This is a genomic window from Blautia sp. HCP3S3_C4 (assembly GCF_052064095.1).
Classification (GTDB): Bacteria; Bacillota; Clostridia; order Lachnospirales; family Lachnospiraceae; genus Blautia_A.
Genome location: NZ_JBQHWF010000016.1, coordinates 1 through 19,468 on the forward strand (window position 1 = coordinate 1; position 19,468 = coordinate 19,468).

Sequence of the window (19,468 nt, forward strand, 5' to 3'; positions counted from 1 at the left end):
GGCGGTTCCGATGGGCCTGCCATCATCATTCACACAGCATGGCTATACTTGTTTGGCTTCATGCCACAAGTCCTCGCCTTCGTGGCGCACAGCCGGTCGGCATATCTAGCAAGAACAATCCCGTATCCGTTGACTTGCAAAAATTAACAATCGCCTGTTTCATAGTATCCTCCAAATTTTTATTGTGCGTTTCTCTTTTAAATTATCTACCTTCCAAACTCAAATCAATGAATTCGAAATTCATCTAATAGTACAGCCGCCTTCTCATTTCTTATTTCTGTCAATGCTAATAGTATGTCCTCGTACGCATTAATCAGCTTCTCATCCTTCTTTATTTCATCGCTATGGAATATAAAGGATTTTAAGATAATCATATCAACTATCACTTGTGAATCTTTTATCTCTTTTGCAAACTGTTCTTTATTATTTTTAATAGCTTTTGTAAAGCACGAACTAATAGAGATCAAAATCTCTGGTAAAAGCTCACTAATATTAAACAAATATACTGTGTATAGAACATCCATCAAATGATTGGAGCCATACTTTTCAATTTGTACATTCAAAAAACACTTATCTTTATAACTATATTCTGCCTTTACTTTGTTTACATCCCATCTGCTATATCTTCCTTTACAAAGGAACAATCTCTTTTCAAGAATATTTCTTACATAGTCTTCTGGAATATTATTTACATAAGTTTCAAGAATTCGAATCTTCTTCTCAATGTCATCTCTCTTACCCTTCTCCCTAAATCCATCAACATATGCCGCCAAAAAGCCACTAAGAACATCTTCATAAAAATCCACTGTATCTCTAGTAAATATCGAAAAGTCAGTTTCTTTAAATAGAATATCATAAACGGCTTCTGGATTTCGTCCTATCATATTCAATTCTCTTTGAAAATAAGAGGATACTTTATATTCTTGAAATGTGTTAATTATTTTATGAGCCCGCATTTTTTTACAGTTTTTATGCCATATTTCAATCATACATTGCACAATCGAATTAATTACTATGACAAATTTCTCATCTGATGTATCCAATCCACAACATGCAATATTACAGAGAAGGCCTATATCATAATTACTGATATCAAACTCAGAAAGATCTACTCCCTTACCATCATACAAATATTCTTGAATTATCTCGGACCTCTTATTTTGATATTCATTTCTATTATTTTCTCGAATCCAACGATCCACGCCACGTAATTTAGGAACCATATTGGGAATAAATTCATACTCAGTATCATTACGATTTTCTTTTATAAATGCAGCATTAAACTTCTGATGGTTCATCTCATCTTCAGCAAGCATAACAATTGTATTAAAAATACTACATGCATAATTCTTATTTTTTGCTAAAAAATACTTTGTTAATTCTGCTATCTGGCTAATTAATCCTGAATTTTCGTCATTAACTATACTCTCTAATATCATTAACAATATCTGCTGTTTAAGATCGTTATTTATATCTTTATTCAATTGTTCCCACAATGCAATTACCATATTAACTTCAGCTACATAAGATTGGTTTAAAAATATTTTCTTTACACGCTTAATCCATTCCTCGACTAGTATATTTCTCTGTTCATCCGTAACATCTGGCATTATCAAAACTGAAGCAATTAATGTAACAAGTACTGATTCAAACTGCATTTCAATACGATAATCATCCTTCATTTCTTCACAAAGAATATTAATTACTGAAACAATTTGACCAGCATCAGCTTTTTTCTCATTGATATCACTTATCAGTCGATTTAATATTTCATTCATATTCGATATGGGTTCATTTGCTTCTTCATTGTTTTTTACAATCTTTTGAGCTTCCCCCTTGATCTGCGGTTCGATCATTATTGTCTTTTCATCTATTTCTGTCACAGCAGCATCGCGAAAATCCATTTTTTGAATCTGCAAATTCTCATTTGGATAAGTTTTTTCATCATATATAGAATATAAGTAATCTAAAATAACATGACATCTATTTTTTATTCCTTCATCTCCACAAAGATACAAATTAGCAAAATATTGTTGCAAATTACACGCACACTTTTCGTCTTTCTCATATCTCCTGGTTATTTTTGGAACTCCCATCGATAGCATTATCTGTTTTTCCAACAATTCTTTTGTCGGATTAGAAATAAATTCGCCACTACGATGAATATCAAAATATATTAATTCCATACTGGATGCTAATTCTAATGCATACCCCGGCATTTCTTTTTGATAATTCATCCCTATAGCCTCAATAATAGACAAAAGCAATACGCTGTTGGCCTTTTCATATATAGTTTTCTTAACATATTCTGCCAAGCCCTTAATATATTCGCTGTCAGAAGAATTTCTCATAGTATTAATAACAGTCTTCTTTATTACGAAAACAATGTCCGTCAATACCACCGGAAGGTTATGTTCCATGATATCCGCCATCCACAACCATCCATTACCCCAATACACTCTTTTCTTGTTTTCTTTTGGAAAATAAATTTCTATTTTTGTTATCTCATCTGGCTTATTCTCTGCAAATGTCTGTACTGCATTATTAACAAATGATATTGCCCACTCAAGGCCTTTTACGAAGTCACATTTCATAACATACCAAAAAAAAGTATTATTATACACGCCGTTTTCATTATTGCCGAAGTGGTCTGCATTGTCAGATAGACCATACGCTCTTACATTATTATAGTCATATCCATCATACTCAAAATGCTTTCTTGACACTCTTTGTCTCCATAACGTTTCCGCTGATCTACATGCTAATTCTGGTAATTCCATAGCAAATGAAATAGAACATTTTTTCACAACTGCCCCTAGAATCTCTTCAGCAACACTGTCCGTTCTACTAATTCCAGAGCAATATTCTGCTATCATATTTTCAACAAATTCTTTCAGCCATGACTTAGATGTCTTTGCCATTTTTGCAACTATAAGGAAAAGCTGTACAATCTCTTCATCATGTTGATAATATGATTTTTCCTCTTTACTCTTTTCTATTAGCTCGTCAATATATCTTATTATTATTTTGCATGCTTTTTCTTCAGTATCCGCAGTTTTATAAGAGCAATTTGCATAATCATCACATAGCTTAATAATAGAAGCTCTATTTTTATCTAGACTTATGCGTTCTTCAAAAACCATACCAATTAAATTTTCACGTGCAGCTCCTATCGGTGTTACATTCATTATTAATGCTGGTGAATGATTAATTTTCGCCTCAAATGCATATAAGTTTGTTATATCTAACAATTCTTCGATCACTGTTTCATCGAGCAACTCCTGAAATTCCTTGAAAAACATTCCACAGTATTTTGATTTTACTATCCCAATTTCTGTTTGCTTTTTCCAATTTTCCTCAATACTATTATCCGTTAACAGTGTATATACAAATTTCTCGCGAGCCTCCTGTACAAACAGTTTATTAGATATCCAAATCTGGTATCTCCTATATATGCAACGTCCGATTTTCTCTATTTCATCAAAAAAATTATTATACGATCCATGACATGCATCGAACGCCTTATCTATATATCGTTCAAAACAAATATCTTCAAAAATATCATATTTCAAACGTATCTTATTCTTGCTTTCAACAATAATTCCTTCTGATTTCAATGCTTCTAGGATATCGCTATCTACAATATCACTATCAACACCAACAACAAAACGACTAGCACGTTCAAAAACAATACGCTCAACATTTTTTCTAACCTCACTTTGTGAGACACCGTATTTTTTGCACTTGTCTTTTAAACAGACGATTCTTTCCCATATGAGATTTCTAAAATTATTCTCATCGTTAATATTTTCTTCTACAAATCCACCCGATACAATTAAATTGAGATAAAATGGCACACATAATAAATCCGAATATTTTTTACTCTGCTGTAAAGATAAAATAATAGGATAACTTTTAGCAACCTTATCAATCTCATCTTTCACCAAATCCGGAATCTCATATGTTTTGATTCTATATTTTGTATTAATCTTCATAAACGCAGAACTATCAGTAGTTCTACACGAAGTAATAATATATACATTGCTGTATTTATCTGCAAGCCTATATATCTCCTGCAATAACGGAAATGCATTGTCACCACAATCTGCAATAAATTCGATAGCATCAATAAAAATATATAGCGGTTTATTTTCTAACCACAGTATTGCATCCTCTATATCGCAATCCCACAATTCGTTTACTTTCTTTCCAGTGGACAAATTCTCTGCTCGCGTGACTAATACGTATTCTTTTCCCTTTAATAGTTTTTTGCATACAACTGATTTACCAGAACCAGCATTTCCCTGTATCGATACTAATTTTTCTCGTCCTGCCTGTATCGTTTCTATAATTTCTGACCTGTCAATTTCATATTCACCGTTAATAAGCTCTTCAATATTTTCAAGTTCAATTTCTTTACTTATTTCAATCGCACGCAAAAACTTCTTAATGTTTTTCTTACGAGGTTGTTCTTCTATCACCCCCAGCTTATCCATTATCTTGGAAAAATCCGATGATAGTGTGTTATGTAGTGTTCTTTCGCCGCTTGACATAAGGGACTTCGTATACTCATTATATGCGTATAAAATATCCTCAATAATCTGAGTCATTTGCTTCTTTTCCTCATTCCCTATACGCAGCTCTCTATTCTGCTCAAAAAAGCCCCGAATGATTTCTTGGATTTCTTCCACTGAAAAAATATGATCATTATATTTATCCCCCATATCAGTTTTAAATCTATCAAGGCAAGCCTGAACTAAAGGATCATCTGAATCCCAATTACTAATGTCAATTTCTTTTCTCTTTAATTTGTCTTTTACAATTAATACCCAGCTTCTTTCTGCCTCTTCTAAAGTAACAAAAGAGCTAAGCAATCCAATTGCTGTCACCAAATCCATTTACTAATCACCTCCTCACCTAATCTATAAATGCTGATTCAATACCAACTTCTGTTCCAGACCATTCTTGTATATGTATAACAGTCTTCGCCTATCAAATATCGGATTAGTGTCATGTATTATGCTATGATGATTCGGGCATACAATAAGTTGATTACTTGCATCGTTATTAAGGCTTGATACAAAATAATCAATATGATGCGCCTCAACAATATGTGAGCCAAACTCCTCACCAATTAACTGGCCACATATCTGACAACGATAACCATATAAGAGTTTCAAATTATCTCCTATCTTCTTGTTAAGCTTTCTAATCTTAACAATTCTTTCGGTTTCAAGAATTGTAGATGTCGAATCTTCCACGTCGTAATTAAATCCAGCTTCCATGATTCTTTCCTTCTGACCAGAAACTGCCTGCCTTAAAGAAACAATATCATCCGCAACAATGGTCTCTAATACGTAAGAATCATCATATTCTGTTGTATATATTGCAAGGTATTCCTTACACTCTTCAGGCAACCTTATCATTGTTCTGTCACCTGGTTCACGCATTTCACGCGTGGTCTTTATAAACTGATAGCTCTTTGAAAAGTATAACTGCAATGCCTTTGCAAGTTCACCATTCTTAGAATATCGTATTTGCAATGTGTCCTTTTTTCTCTTAAATTTTGGATCAAAATTCACATTTCTGATCTGAGCCTTATAAGATTTTCCATTCAGATAAAGCGTGATATCTTTAGACTCACCTCTATTTAGGAAACGCCCCATTATCTGTCCAAATACAACCTGATTGTCAAAGGGCAAAGTGAGCCCTTCCTGCAACAAAGACCAGTCTACTTCTTTTTTATAGACATAATTTTCAGTTGGCATTAAGGCTCCCCCTGTCGATAATTATATTTCTCCAATAAAGCTATTTAATCTCACAACTATCATTATCTGCTTAATAACTGTTGGCAACGGGACAACACATTTCTGTACTAATCCCAAGCCAAATTCATTTTGATTAGTCAATCTAATTTACCTACATTTGCTCCATCAATTGATCTATTCGTGTGATAATCCTTTTTTGTTCTGCAACTGGTGGAAGTGGTATATAAACATGTTTCTTTATTTCTTCTGAACCCAAGTTTCCTTGATTAACTGCACCTGTTTCGTAATTAAATATAATTTTTCGAATTAAAGAATGTTGCAATGCTTTTACCAAATACTCCGGTAACACTCCACTAAACGGATTAATACAGCCAACACGTTGATTTAAATATAATCTTTTATCCAAAATATCATCCCCATCTATCAATTTCACAAAAAAGTAATCGCCACGTTTTCTTGTCCCTGTCATAGTAACCAAAATATCTTTTTCTTTAATACGATAATCCTCTGTCTCATCTGCTAGCTCATCAGAAATATATGCTGGGCGTGCGTCTAATAACAATTTATTCTGCTTTACGTTACCCAATCTAATAATTTGATTCATTGATTCCTTCACATATAAATTGCTTTTATATGCAAATCCGCCTTTAAATGTAGATATATCCCCTAGTCTCACCCATTTCCAATTACTCGGAATTTCAAAAGGTATCTCATCTTCTGTGATTTCAGGAAGCGCTTTTGTTGCTTTTATCTTCTTTTCCTTAATAAGCTGCTTCTTCTCTTCTGCAATTTGCTCCAGCAACTCCTCAGTTGTTCCATCCTCTGGAAGCTGTTCAGTAAGTTTCCCCTGAATTCCTGCATCAATAATCTTTGATTTCAAAACTTCAAGATCTGAAGAATACATAATTTGAAGTTTTGAAATAGTTTCTAAATATTGCATCATTTCTTCCACTTTTTCCACAATAATCTTTTGTTCCTCAACAGGTGGAAGCGGAATAATAGCATCTGCAACTTTATCAATATTTAAGTTATCTACTGTAGCTCCTGAAGCTTTCTTGGAAAACTGATTATATACATATGACGACGAGAGCAGATGATATAAGAAATCCATATCAAAAAGCTCTTCAGTATTTCTCAGTATTAGCCAACCATCGTGCACGCATCCATCTATTTTAGATATATACGGTCTACCAAAACTCATTGAATTAGTTAGCAAAAAATCGCCGGGATAAACATGCCTACTCTTCTTTTCTCCCTCCGGTATTATTTTTTCTTTCGTTTTTTCAATGTATTTTCCATCCTTAGAAACATCACCAATTTTTATCCAATTAATCCCGTCCTCCGCCTCGGTAATATAAGCTTTTATAGGCCTAGGTGATCCGCCTCGCTCTATACCCATAATCCATCCCAGTTTAATCCAACACCAAGTATTTTTAATATCATATGGAATATCACTTAAAACAATATCGTTCTTAATTTCATTTTCTACAAGAATATTATTCACTTTTAAATTAACGCCTTCATCAACTGTAACATCGGGTGTAAGTAATCCTTGAATCGCTAAATCAAGTATTCTCTTTCTTAATGCTGCTGTATCTATCAAATCTCAATCCCTCCCAACAAGTTCTTGAGCATAGAAACAGCCTCTGCTATTCCATCCGACTCTACCTGCATATCATCTAGGATTTCTGCAATAGTTCTCTCATCCTTCTCTTCCAAATCAAGCCACTTAAAATCAAGATTATCCGCATTTTTTACTTCTTCCTCTGTAAAGCATCTCCATCTTCCATTAGGATTGGTATCCTTATCGTAAGTTGCTTTTCTATCCTGAATTGCACCAGTCTTATAACAATCGACAAAGTCCTGAAGATGTGCTCTTGTCATAGGTTTTGTAGCCATTGTATGCTTGATGCCAGTTCTGTAATCGTATACCCAGATATTCTTTGTAGACTCACCCTTTTCAAAGAACAGTACATTTGTCTTAACACCATTTGCGTAGAAAATACCTGTAGGTAATCTAAGAATGGTATGAAGATTAAAGTCTTTCAAAAGCTTTTCTCTTACCTGTGCTGTCGCACCAGTATCTGTAAGTACACTATCAGGAAGTACCACACCTACACGTCCACCTGTTTTTACGATGGACATGATGTGCTGTAAGAAATTAACCTGATTATCGGATGTCTTTACAAACTCTGGCCTATTTGCTGCAACCTCTACACTTCCTTGCGGCCTGGTTCCAAAAGGTGGATTTGCCAATACTACCTTATACATTTTATCTGATGTATCAATAAGAGAATCCTGATACGCAATCGGACTCTTATTTACACCGATATCATGTAAATATAGGTTCATTGATGCAAGTGTCACTACAAGCGCAGTATTATCTGCACCAAATAGCGCATGATTCTTAAGGAACTTCTGCTTCTCAATATCCTTACTCTGACCTTTCATGTGGTCATATGCTGCAAGAAGGAAACCGCCTGTTCCACACGCAGGATCTGCTACTGTTTCATCAATCTTTGGATTAACTACTTCTACGATAGCCTGAATAAGTACTCTTGGAGTAAAGTACTGACCTGCTCCACTCTTTTTATCCTGACCATTCTTTTCAAGAATGCCTTCATAGATAGCACCCTTAAAGTCCCCCTCCATCATGTACCATTGCTCAGAAGATACCATTTCAATAACCTTTGCAAGCATAACCGGCTTATCAATTTTGTTAGTTGCTCTTGTAAAAATTGTTCCGATGATACCTTCACTCTCAGAAAGTTCCTTTAAGATTTCCTCATATTTTTCTACAAGATCAGTTCCGCTAAGGTCTACTAAATCTTCCCACTTATACCCTTCTGGAATAGAACTACCAAGTCCTAATTCTTCTTTTTCACTATCCATCTTAAGAAATAGGATATATGTAAGCTGTGTGATATAGTCAGTAAAACCAACACCTGCTGCCGCAAGTACATTTGCTATATCCCACACTTTTTTAAGTAACGCCGCTTCACTTTTTTGATTCGCCATAATGCTATGCCACCTTTAATATAAATTTTGATAATGTTTGAATTTCACTTGCAAGTGTTTTACCACCGAAGCTTTTTACTGCCTTCTTCCAAAGTTCAGTATCTGTTTCATTTAATTCCATAACTGTAATTGCGCCATCATTAATAATGTATTCTGCAATCTGCTGCATGATATCCTTCTGTTCTTCTGTAAGTATTCGCTGATTTTGACCACAATACAAACTAAATCTACTCGCATATCCATTGATTAAGCTTGTAAGTTTCTGACTCTTCTTGTAAGCATATCTAACGATTTGAATCAGATTCGTTAGAGCATTTACATTTGCCTTGCCATCAAGAGCTTCTACATCTCCCTGTTCATCAAGAAGCTTATAATTCTTCCAAATCTGATATACGCCATACTGACGACTTTCAGAGAGCAATCTATCTCTTAATTCCATAAGCATTTCGTGTGTGATAACCTTATCCTCAGAATTATAGATAATTCGAAGTGCCTCTATATCATCCTTATGGTCTTCCAGATATTTCTCGAAATTCTCAATATACGTCTTTGCAGATTCCTTTGAGAATCCTGCATATAGTACCTTGTCATCGTCGCCGGTTTCTACAAGATAACCTCTCTGCATTTCAAGCAGTTTATTTCTTGCCTGAAGATTTCCAATCAAACAATATATCAGTCCCATTCTCATTGAGTTGTCATGAGATGGACTAATGTATTCTACTAATGTTCCCTGTGCAAATGCTGTATTGATATCATTTGCCAATTTTCTTGGTGCAAAACCAAAGTTAGTAATGAAGTAATCAAGGTGTCTTCCAAATAGCACACTTTCCTCATATCTTCTATTGATGGTTGAGCAGTAATCCCTAAGAAGCATTAGATTTTCATCACTTACTTCATTGTGAGCTAATCTTTCAAGAAGGTGTTCCAGAGATAAATTCTTCTTGCCAGAGCCATCAGGACTAGGCTTTGGAATATACTTCTCTGACTCAGTTACACCAACTGCATCCACGATGTAGTAACATTCCTTTGTGTCGGCATTAGGTGTGACTTCCTTTAACTTGTCATCACTGATAACACGACAGCCTCTACCTTTCATCTGAGTATAAAGGACATCTGAATGAACATCCTTCATAAAGAGAACTACTTCCAAAGGCTTTACATCAGTTCCAGTTGCCACGAGAGTTACCGTCACTGCAATTCTAAAATCTTTCTCAGTTCTTAAATCTCTGATAAGTGCATTAGAATCACCGGCAGTATATGTGATTTTCTTCACAAAATTTTTTGGTAATTTGCCGTTCTCAAATTCCACCTTAAATACCTTTTCAACAATTTCCACAATATCATTTGCGTGTGGATCGCTTTTTGCGAAGATTAATGTTTTGGGTATATATTCCCATTTCCGCTCACGACTAGGATATAAATCTTCATAAATAGCTTTCTTATATGCCATCAGCACTTCTTTTATCTGCTTTTTATTTACAACCGATCTATCAAGTTCTGACGCACCATATTCAACAGAAGATCCAGCTTCTATTGTTTCAGATTTTCCAGTTCTCTTAGATGTTTCTGTAATCTTAGCTCCATTTTCAATAGTGCCACCATGCGCTGTAATATCCGTAATAATTCGATATACACGAGGTGGAACATTAACTCCATCTACAACTGAATCATCATAGGTATATTCTTCAATAACATTCTTGTTAAAATATGCATATGCTTCTGGCGTAGGTGTAGCTGTAAGACCAAGCACCGTTGCACCAGCGAAATAATCCAATACCTTTTTCCACTTACCATAAATGGATCTATGACATTCATCCACGATGATCAGCTGGAAATAGTCCGGTGGAAGCTTCAAATCATTACCCAGATCAACTTCAGTCTTACTGTCCTTTTCTTCGTCTATTTTAGCCTTTTCATCCTCGGCATCTTCGTCGCTATCACTTATTTCCTGACCAGTTAATACGCAAAATAATTTCTGAATTGTAGAAATTACAATATCACCCTTGATATCTTCTTCCTTCTTAAGTCTGTTGATTGTATAAAGGTTTCCCATCTTCTGCTGGCCTTCTGTACGATCAAACACGCTAAATTCAGACTCTGTTTGCCTTGCAAGGTTATTTCTATCTACAAGGAATAAAATTCTCTTTGTAGGCGTATAGTTAAGCAATCTATAAGCTGCCAAACATGCAAGATAAGTTTTACCAGAGCCGGTTGCAAGTACTGCCAGATTTTTCTTGTTTCCCATTTTTAATGATTCTTCAAACTTTACTTATGCTCTATATTGACAATCGCGAAGGCCACGCTTCTCGATTAACGGAAGAGCACCATACTCGGACTTCTTTCCAATAATCTGAAGCATCTTCTTAGGAGAATGCATCTGTGACAGTTCTTCATAATCACTGTTTTCAACCAACATATTTTTGAAATATATCTTATTTCCATTAGCCATATACACTAACGGAATAAGTTCCTCAAACCATAAGCCATACCAGTCCTGTGGAGAAACAGCATAGTCCTCTGCCTGCTTCTTGACTTCATCACCAAGAGGATTCTCTTCTCTTTTTGCCTCAACAACTGCAATAGCTTTTCCATCAATAAAGAGCAGGTAATCACTTTCTGTGTTTCCTCCCATCAAAGCTTCCTTAACAGCAGATGTGCTATTCGGCAGATATTCATTTCGAGCCACTATATCCCAGCCGGCATTTCTTAATTGCTTATCAATTTTTACACGAGCTTTTTCTTCTGGTAACATAGGCATACTCTTCCTTTCTAATCCATTCTCCCATATCTGTTGTCCCAAAATCAGGACTTGATATACTTCCCGGACTTAATTCTTTTATCCGCTGGTTTTACAGCATTCTTTGGAATGGCCCAAGTATTACCAAACTTCATAGCCCCTTCTATCATTCCTTCATTGCAGATTGTCTGCACTCTTCTAACTGATAGGTTCCACTTTTCTGCTGCTTCTTTAATAGTCATAAACTCCATATTTTCTTACCTCAATAAAGTTATAAAATGCGACATTTTATCCTAATTTCTATTATAAGCGCCAAGACGCCGAAAATCAATCTAAACCTACATAACTTTCGGCGTACAGTCTATTACTTCTCCGCGTACAAAATCCCATAAAAATAACCTTTCAGCGCACTTATTGTAAGCTACGCCAAAAGGTTTATTTTCACTACACCCGTATTCTATTTTTCGATTAACGCACATATTTAACAGGCTTATTTTATTAATATGTTCTAGCCAATATAGCCCTCAAACCCGCTTAAACTGGGCATTTCTTAGAGAGGAGACAAACCGTCTCCACATGAACCGTCATCCCAAATTGATCCACCGGACATACCTTTCTAAGCTCATATCCCCTCTCACACAGATACTTCAGATCCCTTGCCAGCGTCGCACTGTCGCAACTTACATACACAATCCTTTCCGGGTTCATCTCGACCATGGTCTCCAGCAGAGTTTCATCACAGCCTTTTCTTGGCGGGTCTACAACGATAACATCTGCATAAACACCATTTTTCTTATACTCTCTTGGCAACACTTCTTCTGCCTTACCCACAAAGAACTCTGTATTCTCCAGACCATTAAGTTTCGCATTTTCTTTCGCATTCTCAATAGCTGCCGGAACAATTTCCACACCGCGGACAAATTTTGCTTTCTGTGCCAGGAACAGGGAAATGGTTCCGATCCCACAGTAGAGATCCCATACTGTTTCCTGACCGTGAAGATCTGCGTATTCCAGTGCCTTTGCATAAAGCTTCTGGGTCTGCATAGGATTTACCTGATAAAAAGACAGAGGAGAAATCTGATAGGAAATATCTCCAATCCTGTCTGTGATATATTCCTGGCCCCAGAGCAGACGGATTTCTTCCCCAAGGATCACATTGCTGCGTTTCTTATTTACATTGATGGTGATACTTGTCATTCCCGGAATCTCACACAGAGATTTTACAATCTGCTCCTCTTTCGGAATCTTATTTCCGTTCAGGATCAGACAGACCATTACTTCCTTTGTGAAGTATCCGTAACGGATCAGAACATGACGCACCAGACCCTTACATGTTGCTTCATTGTATGGCTCAATCCCGTATTTCTCCATATGTGCGATCACACGGTCCAGAACTTCTTTATTCTCAGGTACACCAAGTGCACAGTCACGGTTCTCGATAATGTTGTGGGTTCTTCCTGCATAGAAACCTGTAACGATTTTTCCCTCTTTATTTCTGCCTACAGGAAACTGTGCCTTATTTCTGTAATGAAAAAGTTCATCCATGCCAATGATCGGCTCCATGGGGATATCTGTAAAGCCGCCGATACGTTCCAGATGTCCCTTCACCTTATTTGTCTTAAATACAAGCTGCTGGTCATAGGAAAGTGCCTGAAGCTGGCATCCGCCACACTGACGGGCAAATTCGCACTTGGGCTCAACTCTGTACGGAGATGGCTTCAGCACTTCCATAAGACGTCCGTAACCATAATTTTTCTTTGCCTTGATAATTTTGGCTGTTACTGTATCTCCGATTACTGCGTCCTTGACAAAAACGGTGAAGCCATCGGCTTTTCCGATACCTTCACCGTCAATTCCGCAATCTTCTATCTCTAACGTAACAAGATCGTTCTTACGAAATTCCATAAAGATTACACCTCATCTGTTCTTCTTAAGTTGGATTCAAACAATTTATTATATCCAAGCCATTCTTTTTTGCTCTTGTTTGCTGCAAAAATCTCTGTGATGGTTTCCATTCTTGCATCTGTATTATCTGCAAGATTGAGGGCTACAGCCTCCACCAGTGCAGGTTTCTTCGGGGAACCGTATTCCAGTTCTCCATGGTGGGACAGGATACAATGGATCAGTTCATTCTTAAGCACCTCCGGAAATTCCGGTATCTGGCGTGCAAGATCATTGATCATCTGCGCTCCCATATAAATATGTCCCAGAAGCTGGCCTTCATCTGTATAATCATTTAACGGAAATGCAGATAATTCTTTTGTCTTTCCGATATCATGAAGAAGTGATGCTGTGATCAGTAAGTCCCTGTTGATGACCGGGTACGCCTTTGACATATAATCGCAGAGTCTGGTCACCCCAAGAGTATGCTCCATCAAACCACCAATAAATCCGTGATGTACTGTCTTCGCTGCAGAATGTCCTTCAAATGCTTTCACAAAAGCTTCATCTTCCACAAATAATTTCTTCAGAAGTGCAGACAGATAATGATTCTCCACACTGTCAATGAATGCTCTCAGCTGGCTGTACATATCATCTGTGCTGTTCTCACTTACAGGAAGATAATCTGCAGGATCATATTCATCTTCGGCAGCCTTGCGCACACGCTTGATATTCAGCTGCATAGCCCCTGCAAAGCTGGTCACATCTCCCACAACATCTATATAATCCAGTGCATCGAAATCATCAATTCCCAGCGAATTTGGATCCCAGATCTTGCCATCCAGCACGCCTGTTTTGTCCTGTAAAATTATGTTCTCATATGGTTTTCCGTTCTTAGTCATTGCTGACTGCTTCTGCTTACACAGATATATTCCACTGATTCTGTCACCCTCATGTAATTCATTTAAATAACGCATAAACCTCTGCCTCTCTATCTCTCCATCCATTTGTCACGGTAGTAAAAATATTTTATCAAAAACATGTGAACTTTTTATGAATATCTCTCAGGAAAGCTCTGGAGCGTTTTTAATGCACCGGGAACTATTCTGAAAAATAATAAATAAAAAAGAGCAAATCCATAATTCTCTGGTTTGCTCTCAATCATGCGGAAGATGGGACTTGAACCCACACGAGCGCAATGCTCACAAGATCCTTAGTCTTGCTCGTCTGCCAGTTCCGACACTTCCGCATATCGCGTTTCTATTATAAGTTTTACTTATTGTTGCGACAATTGGTACTATACCAAAAATATTTCCAAGTGTCAAGGGATTTTTTTATTTTTTTTAATAATTTTAACTTTTTTCTTTTCATACCCTTCAAAATCATATATAATATGATATCAGGGTCAAAAAAATCAGAAGGTGTTGATGCCTTCTGATAAGATTTTTGCCCGCAAATTCGATTTATCAATTTTTTATCAGGAGATCAATATGAATCATAAAGCATATAAAGCGCTTGAATATTCCAAAATCATCCATATGCTCACAGACAAGGCATCCTCCTCCATGGGTAAGGATATCTGCCGTAAAACAGAACCCTCTACTGACATTGAGGAAATCCGCCATATGCAGACTCAGACCAGGGACGCTCTGACCAGACTTTTCCAAAAGGGAAATATTTCCTTTGGAAGTGTAAAGGACATCCGCGGTTCTCTGAAACGTCTGGAAATCGGCAGTTCACTGGGAATCGGTGAACTTCTTGCCATCTGCAGCATGCTTGAAAATACCAACCGCGTCAAGGCCTATTCCAGAAGTGATCGCGGAGATTCCCTTCCGGATTCTCTGGATGGGATGTTCGATGCACTGGAGCCTCTTACTCCTCTCACTACAGAAATCCGCAGATGTATTCTTTCTGAAGATGAGATCAGTGATGATGCCAGCAGCACCCTGCGTCAGATTCGCAGAAATATGAAGATCACCGGAGAGAGAATCCATACCCAGCTGTCCTCTCTTGTAAACGGAAGCGCACGTAATTACCTTCAGGACGCAGTGATCACTATGCGAAACGGACGCTACTGTATTCCGGTCAAAGCAGAATACAAAGGACAGGTACCCGGTATGGTACATGATCAGTCCTCTACAGGTTCTACTCTTTTCATAGAGCCTATGGCTGTAGTTAAGCTGAACAATGATATCCGTGAATTGGAACTACAGGAACAGAAGGAAATTGAGGTAATCCTGGCAGACTTAAGCCAGCAGACTGCAGCACAGACAGATTCCATCCTTGCAGATTTAAATATTATGGTACAACTGGATGTTATTTTTGCAAGAGCAGCTCTTGCCATGGATATGAATGCCACAGAACCAATCTTCAATGACGAAGGGCGAATCCGCCTGAAACAGGCCCGCCATCCACTTATTGATAAGAAAAAAGCAGTTCCCATTGATATCCGTCTGGGGGAAGATTTCGACCTGCTGGTTGTTACTGGTCCTAATACCGGCGGTAAAACTGTATCCCTGAAAACCGTTGGGCTGCTGACCCTGATGGGACAGTCCGGTCTGCATATTCCAACCCTGGATCGTTCTGAACTGGCATTATTTGAAGAGGTTTACGCAGATATCGGTGACGAACAGAGTATTGAACAATCCTTAAGTACTTTCTCTTCCCACATGACCAATGTGGTTTCTTTTCTGCAGAAAGCCAATCGTCATTCCCTGGTATTGTTCGATGAGCTGGGTGCAGGTACTGACCCTACAGAGGGTGCAGCTCTTGCCATAGCCATTCTCTCCCATCTTCATGAGCAGGGCATCCGTACCATGGCCACTACACATTACAGTGAATTAAAAGTATACGCTCTCTCCACTTCAGGTGTAGAAAATGCCTGCTGTGAATTTGATGTAGAAACCCTTCGCCCTACCTACCGTCTGCTTATCGGTGTCCCGGGCAAAAGTAATGCATTTGCGATTTCCTCCAAGCTGGGACTTCCTGATTATATTATTGAGAAAGCCAAAGAGCAGATCAGTGAACAGGACGAATCCTTTGAGGATGTTCTCACCTCTCTGGAGAGCAGCCGCGTAACTATCGAGAACGAGCGCCGCCAGATTGAACAGTATAAAAAAGAAGTAGAAACACTCAAAGCCCAGATGGAAACCAAACAGGAAAAACTGGAAGATCAAAGAGACCGTATTATCCGTCAGGCAAATGAAGAAGCCCATGCAGTACTGCGGGAAGCCAAAGAATATGCTGACCAGACCATGAAAATGTTCCATAAATTCCAGAAAGACCATGTGGATCTGGCTGCTGTGGAAAAAGAGCGTCAGGATCTGCGCAAACGTATGAATAAAGCGGAAAAAGGCATGACCCAGAAAACTGCAGTCCAGAAGCCAAAGAAGGAACTGACTGCCAAAGATATCTCTCTGGGAGATGCAGTAAAGGTTCTGAGTATGAATCTGAAAGGTACGGTAAGCAGCCGTCCTGACAGTAAGGGCAATCTGTTTGTGCAGATGGGAATTATCCGTTCCAAAGTAAAGCTTTCTGATCTGGAGCTGATCGATGAGGCAGAAATCACCACTCCAACCATGCAGCGTACAGGTACCGGCAAGATTCGTATGTCTAAATCTGCACATATATCCACAGAAATCAATCTTCTGGGAAAAACTGTAGATGAGGCAATCGCAGAGCTTGATAAATATCTGGATGACGCCTATATTGCTCATCTGAAATCTGTCCGCATTGTCCACGGTAAGGGAACCGGTGCCCTGAGAAAGGGTGTTCATAATTATCTGAAACGTCAGAAACATGTAGATTCCTTCCGTCTGGGTGAATTCGGCGAGGGTGATGCAGGTGTGACAATTGTAGAATTTAAAAAATAAATATATGAGGAGGTATTTTACATGGTTTCCAAGCAGAAAATCCTTATCGTGGATGATGATAACAATATCGCAGAGCTGATTGCCCTGTATCTCACCAAAGAATGCTTTGAGACAAAAATTGTAAATGACGGGGAAGAAGCCCTGAAGGAATTCAGGAAATTCCAGCCTGATCTGATCATACTGGATCTGATGCTCCCGGGAATTGACGGTTACCAGGTCTGCAGAGAAATCCGGCACAGCTCTGATGTTCCAATCATCATGCTTTCCGCCAAGGGAGAAACCTTTGACAAAGTTCTTGGACTGGAGCTTGGGGCAGATGACTATATTATCAAGCCCTTTGACTCCAAAGAGCTGGTTGCCAGAGTCCGTGCTGTGCTTCGCCGTTTCCAGGTAAAACAGCCAGCTCCTGTTTCCAATGAAAAATGTGTCCGCTATCCTGATTTGGTCATTAATCTGACCAACTACGCGGTCACCTATATGGGAAAACAAATCGACATGCCCCCTAAAGAACTGGAACTTTTGTATTTTCTGGCAGCTTCTCCTAATCAGGTTTTTACAAGAGAACAGCTGCTGGATCATATCTGGGGATATGAATATATCGGAGATACCCGTACAGTAGATGTACATATTAAGAGACTTCGGGAAAAAATCAAAGATAACCCTGCCTGGTCTATTGCCACTGTCTGGGGAATCGGCTACAAATTTGAGGTGAAAAATCAATGAAACAGCATCACCTCTCCACAAAATTTCTAAGATTCTATATTGGTATAGGAATCCTTGGATTTTTTCTGGTAACCCTGGTCGGCTCTTATCTGGTAGAAAAACACTATGAGCATTTTCTTAGTTCCACCTTATACAAGGAAGGGTACAATATTGCCTCCAGCGATCAGGTCAAAGCAAGCATGGATTCTGAAAATATCAGCTATCTTCGGCCAGAGTTATCTGCAATTGCAACTTTTCAGGATGCAGTAGTATGGATCATCAACAGCCAGGGAGAATTAAACTACAGTACTGCAGAAGATATTGATCCTGCTCACCCCATTCCATTAGACAATTTTAATGGATCCATCTGGAATAACAACTATTATGAGGTAGGAGATTTCCAGGGATATTTTCCCACCAGTCATCTAAGCATAGTTGTACCTGTCTCCTCCGATAAAAATATCCTTGGATACATTGCCCTGCACTACGATATGGCGAATCTATATCAAAACCGCAGTGATATTCTGATGATCATGCAGATCATCTTTCTACTCTGCTATATAGCTACCAGCGGACTACTGTGGGTCTATAGCCATTACATCCGCAAGCCTCTTACCCAGATTATGAAGGGGGCATCCGAATATGCAAGTGGAAATCTGGAATACCAAATCCAGGTTAACTCAGATGACGAATTGGGTTACCTGGCCCGAACCCTGAACTATATGTCCGATAAGCTGAACAAAAACGGAGAGTATCAGCGTAAATTCATTGCCAATGTGTCCCATGATTTCCGTTCTCCACTTACCTCTATCAAGGGATATGTCAATGCGATCCTGGATGGTACAATCCCCTATGAGATGCAGGAACGTTATCTGAAGATCATTGCCTTTGAATCCGAACGTCTGGAAAAGCTTACCCGCAGCCTGCTCACTTTAAATGAACTGGATATGAAAAAACGAATGATGCATATCCACCGTTTTGATATCAACGATACCATCCAAAACACGGCTGCTACCTTTGAGGGAACCTGCGCCGGACGTCAGATCCGTCTGGAACTGCTGCTTTCAGGCAGGGAACTTTATGTCAGGGCTGATATGGAACAGATCCAGCAGGTACTGTACAATCTGTTAGACAATGCCATTAAATTCAGTAATGACTGCTCCTCTATCCAGATTGAAACTACGGTAAAAAACGGCCGGGTATTTGTATCTGTCAAAGACCACGGTTCCGGAATTTCCAAAGATAATATTTCAAAAATCTGGGATCGTTTCTACAAAATTGATGCCTCCCGGGGAAAAGACCGCAAAGGCACAGGTTTGGGACTCTCCATTGTCAAAGAGATCATCAATGCTCATAATCAGAATATTGATGTAATCAGCACTGAGGGCGTAGGAACAGAATTTATCTTTACATTGGAGAAAGCTAAATAAGCTGCTCCCTTATCAATTCTTCTACACCAAAATACCGCAATAAAGGCAACAAAGCTGTCT

At 38.2% G+C, this 19,468-nt stretch carries 12 protein-coding genes, 1 tRNA gene and 1 pseudogene; 3 read left to right on the plus strand and 11 right to left on the minus strand.

Annotated features, from left to right (window positions below):
* Nucleotides 1-224: 224 nt before the first annotated feature.
* The 11 genes and pseudogenes from ACTNC6_RS13280 to ACTNC6_RS13330 form a co-directional block, all read right to left on the minus strand.
* On the minus strand, nt 225-4,898 hold the full coding sequence (locus tag ACTNC6_RS13280; RefSeq protein WP_441044329.1) for a hypothetical protein: 4,674 nt from the start codon (nt 4,896-4,898) through the stop codon (nt 225-227).
* Nucleotides 4,899-4,922: 24 nt separating this feature from the next.
* Nucleotides 4,923-5,768, minus strand: coding sequence for an HNH endonuclease (locus ACTNC6_RS13285; RefSeq protein WP_441044331.1), 846 nt, complete (start codon nt 5,766-5,768; stop codon nt 4,923-4,925).
* Between the two features lie 151 nt (nt 5,769-5,919).
* Nucleotides 5,920-7,371, minus strand: coding sequence for a restriction endonuclease subunit S (locus ACTNC6_RS13290; protein WP_441044332.1), 1,452 nt, complete (start codon nt 7,369-7,371; stop codon nt 5,920-5,922).
* Nucleotides 7,368-8,786, minus strand: coding sequence for a type I restriction-modification system subunit M (locus ACTNC6_RS13295; RefSeq protein ID WP_441044333.1), 1,419 nt, complete (start codon nt 8,784-8,786; stop codon nt 7,368-7,370). The genes ACTNC6_RS13290 and ACTNC6_RS13295 overlap by 4 nt, the downstream gene beginning before the upstream one ends.
* Before the next feature lie 4 nt (nt 8,787-8,790).
* Nucleotides 8,791-10,236, minus strand: coding sequence for a type I restriction-modification enzyme R subunit C-terminal domain-containing protein (locus ACTNC6_RS13300; protein ID WP_441044363.1), 1,446 nt, complete (start codon nt 10,234-10,236; stop codon nt 8,791-8,793).
* Between the two features lie 168 nt (nt 10,237-10,404).
* Nucleotides 10,405-11,037 (minus strand): annotated as a pseudogene (locus ACTNC6_RS13305) (DEAD/DEAH box helicase family protein); the annotation flags it as partial.
* 18 nt (nt 11,038-11,055) lie between these two features.
* Nucleotides 11,056-11,538: a hypothetical protein gene (locus tag ACTNC6_RS13310; protein ID WP_441044334.1), complete on the minus strand. Its 483-nt coding sequence runs from the start codon at nt 11,536-11,538 to the stop codon at nt 11,056-11,058.
* Nucleotides 11,539-11,588: 50 nt separating this feature from the next.
* Nucleotides 11,589-11,774 carry a helix-turn-helix domain-containing protein gene (locus tag ACTNC6_RS13315; RefSeq protein ID WP_005339647.1) on the minus strand — a complete coding sequence of 62 codons (186 nt, stop codon included), beginning with the start codon at nt 11,772-11,774 and terminating at the stop codon, nt 11,589-11,591.
* Nucleotides 11,775-12,057: 283 nt separating this feature from the next.
* Nucleotides 12,058-13,428: a 23S rRNA (uracil(1939)-C(5))-methyltransferase RlmD gene (gene rlmD / locus ACTNC6_RS13320; RefSeq protein WP_441044335.1), complete on the minus strand. Its 1,371-nt coding sequence runs from the start codon at nt 13,426-13,428 to the stop codon at nt 12,058-12,060.
* A 5-nt stretch (nt 13,429-13,433) separates the two neighbouring features.
* Nucleotides 13,434-14,381 carry a 3'-5' exoribonuclease YhaM family protein gene (locus tag ACTNC6_RS13325; RefSeq protein ID WP_173743172.1) on the minus strand — a complete coding sequence of 316 codons (948 nt, stop codon included), beginning with the start codon at nt 14,379-14,381 and terminating at the stop codon, nt 13,434-13,436.
* Nucleotides 14,382-14,568: 187 nt separating this feature from the next.
* A tRNA-Leu gene (locus ACTNC6_RS13330) sits at nt 14,569-14,653 on the minus strand.
* Nucleotides 14,654-14,894: 241 nt separating this feature from the next.
* Between ACTNC6_RS13330 and ACTNC6_RS13335 the strand changes: the two genes are divergently transcribed.
* The 3 genes from ACTNC6_RS13335 to ACTNC6_RS13345 are packed head-to-tail and all read left to right on the plus strand — an operon-like array spanning nt 14,895 to nt 19,408.
* Entirely contained in the window at nt 14,895-17,276 is a 2,382-nt protein-coding gene (locus ACTNC6_RS13335; protein ID WP_441044336.1) for an endonuclease MutS2, read from the plus strand.
* A gap of 21 nt (nt 17,277-17,297) precedes the next feature.
* On the plus strand, nt 17,298-17,999 hold the full coding sequence (locus ACTNC6_RS13340) for a response regulator transcription factor (RefSeq protein WP_173743175.1): 702 nt from the start codon (nt 17,298-17,300) through the stop codon (nt 17,997-17,999).
* Complete coding sequence (locus ACTNC6_RS13345) at nt 17,996-19,408, plus strand: ATP-binding protein (protein WP_441044337.1); 1,413 nt, start codon at nt 17,996-17,998, stop codon at nt 19,406-19,408. The genes ACTNC6_RS13340 and ACTNC6_RS13345 overlap by 4 nt, the downstream gene beginning before the upstream one ends.
* Nucleotides 19,409-19,468: the final 60 nt, after the last annotated feature.

Bases quoted from the DNA above. Each gene is read 5' to 3' on its own strand.
- ACTNC6_RS13280 (WP_441044329.1), bottom strand. From the start codon at position 4,898: ATGGATTTGGTGACAGCAATTGGATTGCTTAGCTCTTTTGTTACTTTA.
- ACTNC6_RS13285 (WP_441044331.1), bottom strand. From the start codon at position 5,768: ATGCCAACTGAAAATTATGTCTATAAAAAAGAAGTAGACTGGTCTTTG.
- ACTNC6_RS13295 (WP_441044333.1), bottom strand. From the start codon at position 8,786: ATGGCGAATCAAAAAAGTGAAGCGGCGTTACTTAAAAAAGTGTGGGAT.
- ACTNC6_RS13300 (WP_441044363.1), bottom strand. From the start codon at position 10,236: ATGGCATATAAGAAAGCTATTTATGAAGATTTATATCCTAGTCGTGAG.
- ACTNC6_RS13310 (WP_441044334.1), bottom strand. From the start codon at position 11,538: ATGTTACCAGAAGAAAAAGCTCGTGTAAAAATTGATAAGCAATTAAGA.
- ACTNC6_RS13315 (WP_005339647.1), bottom strand. From the start codon at position 11,774: ATGGAGTTTATGACTATTAAAGAAGCAGCAGAAAAGTGGAACCTATCA.
- rlmD (WP_441044335.1), bottom strand. From the start codon at position 13,428: ATGGAATTTCGTAAGAACGATCTTGTTACGTTAGAGATAGAAGATTGC.
- ACTNC6_RS13325 (WP_173743172.1), bottom strand. From the start codon at position 14,381: ATGCGTTATTTAAATGAATTACATGAGGGTGACAGAATCAGTGGAATA.
- ACTNC6_RS13335 (WP_441044336.1), top strand. From the start codon at position 14,895: ATGAATCATAAAGCATATAAAGCGCTTGAATATTCCAAAATCATCCAT.
- ACTNC6_RS13340 (WP_173743175.1), top strand. From the start codon at position 17,298: ATGGTTTCCAAGCAGAAAATCCTTATCGTGGATGATGATAACAATATC.
- ACTNC6_RS13345 (WP_441044337.1), top strand. From the start codon at position 17,996: ATGAAACAGCATCACCTCTCCACAAAATTTCTAAGATTCTATATTGGT.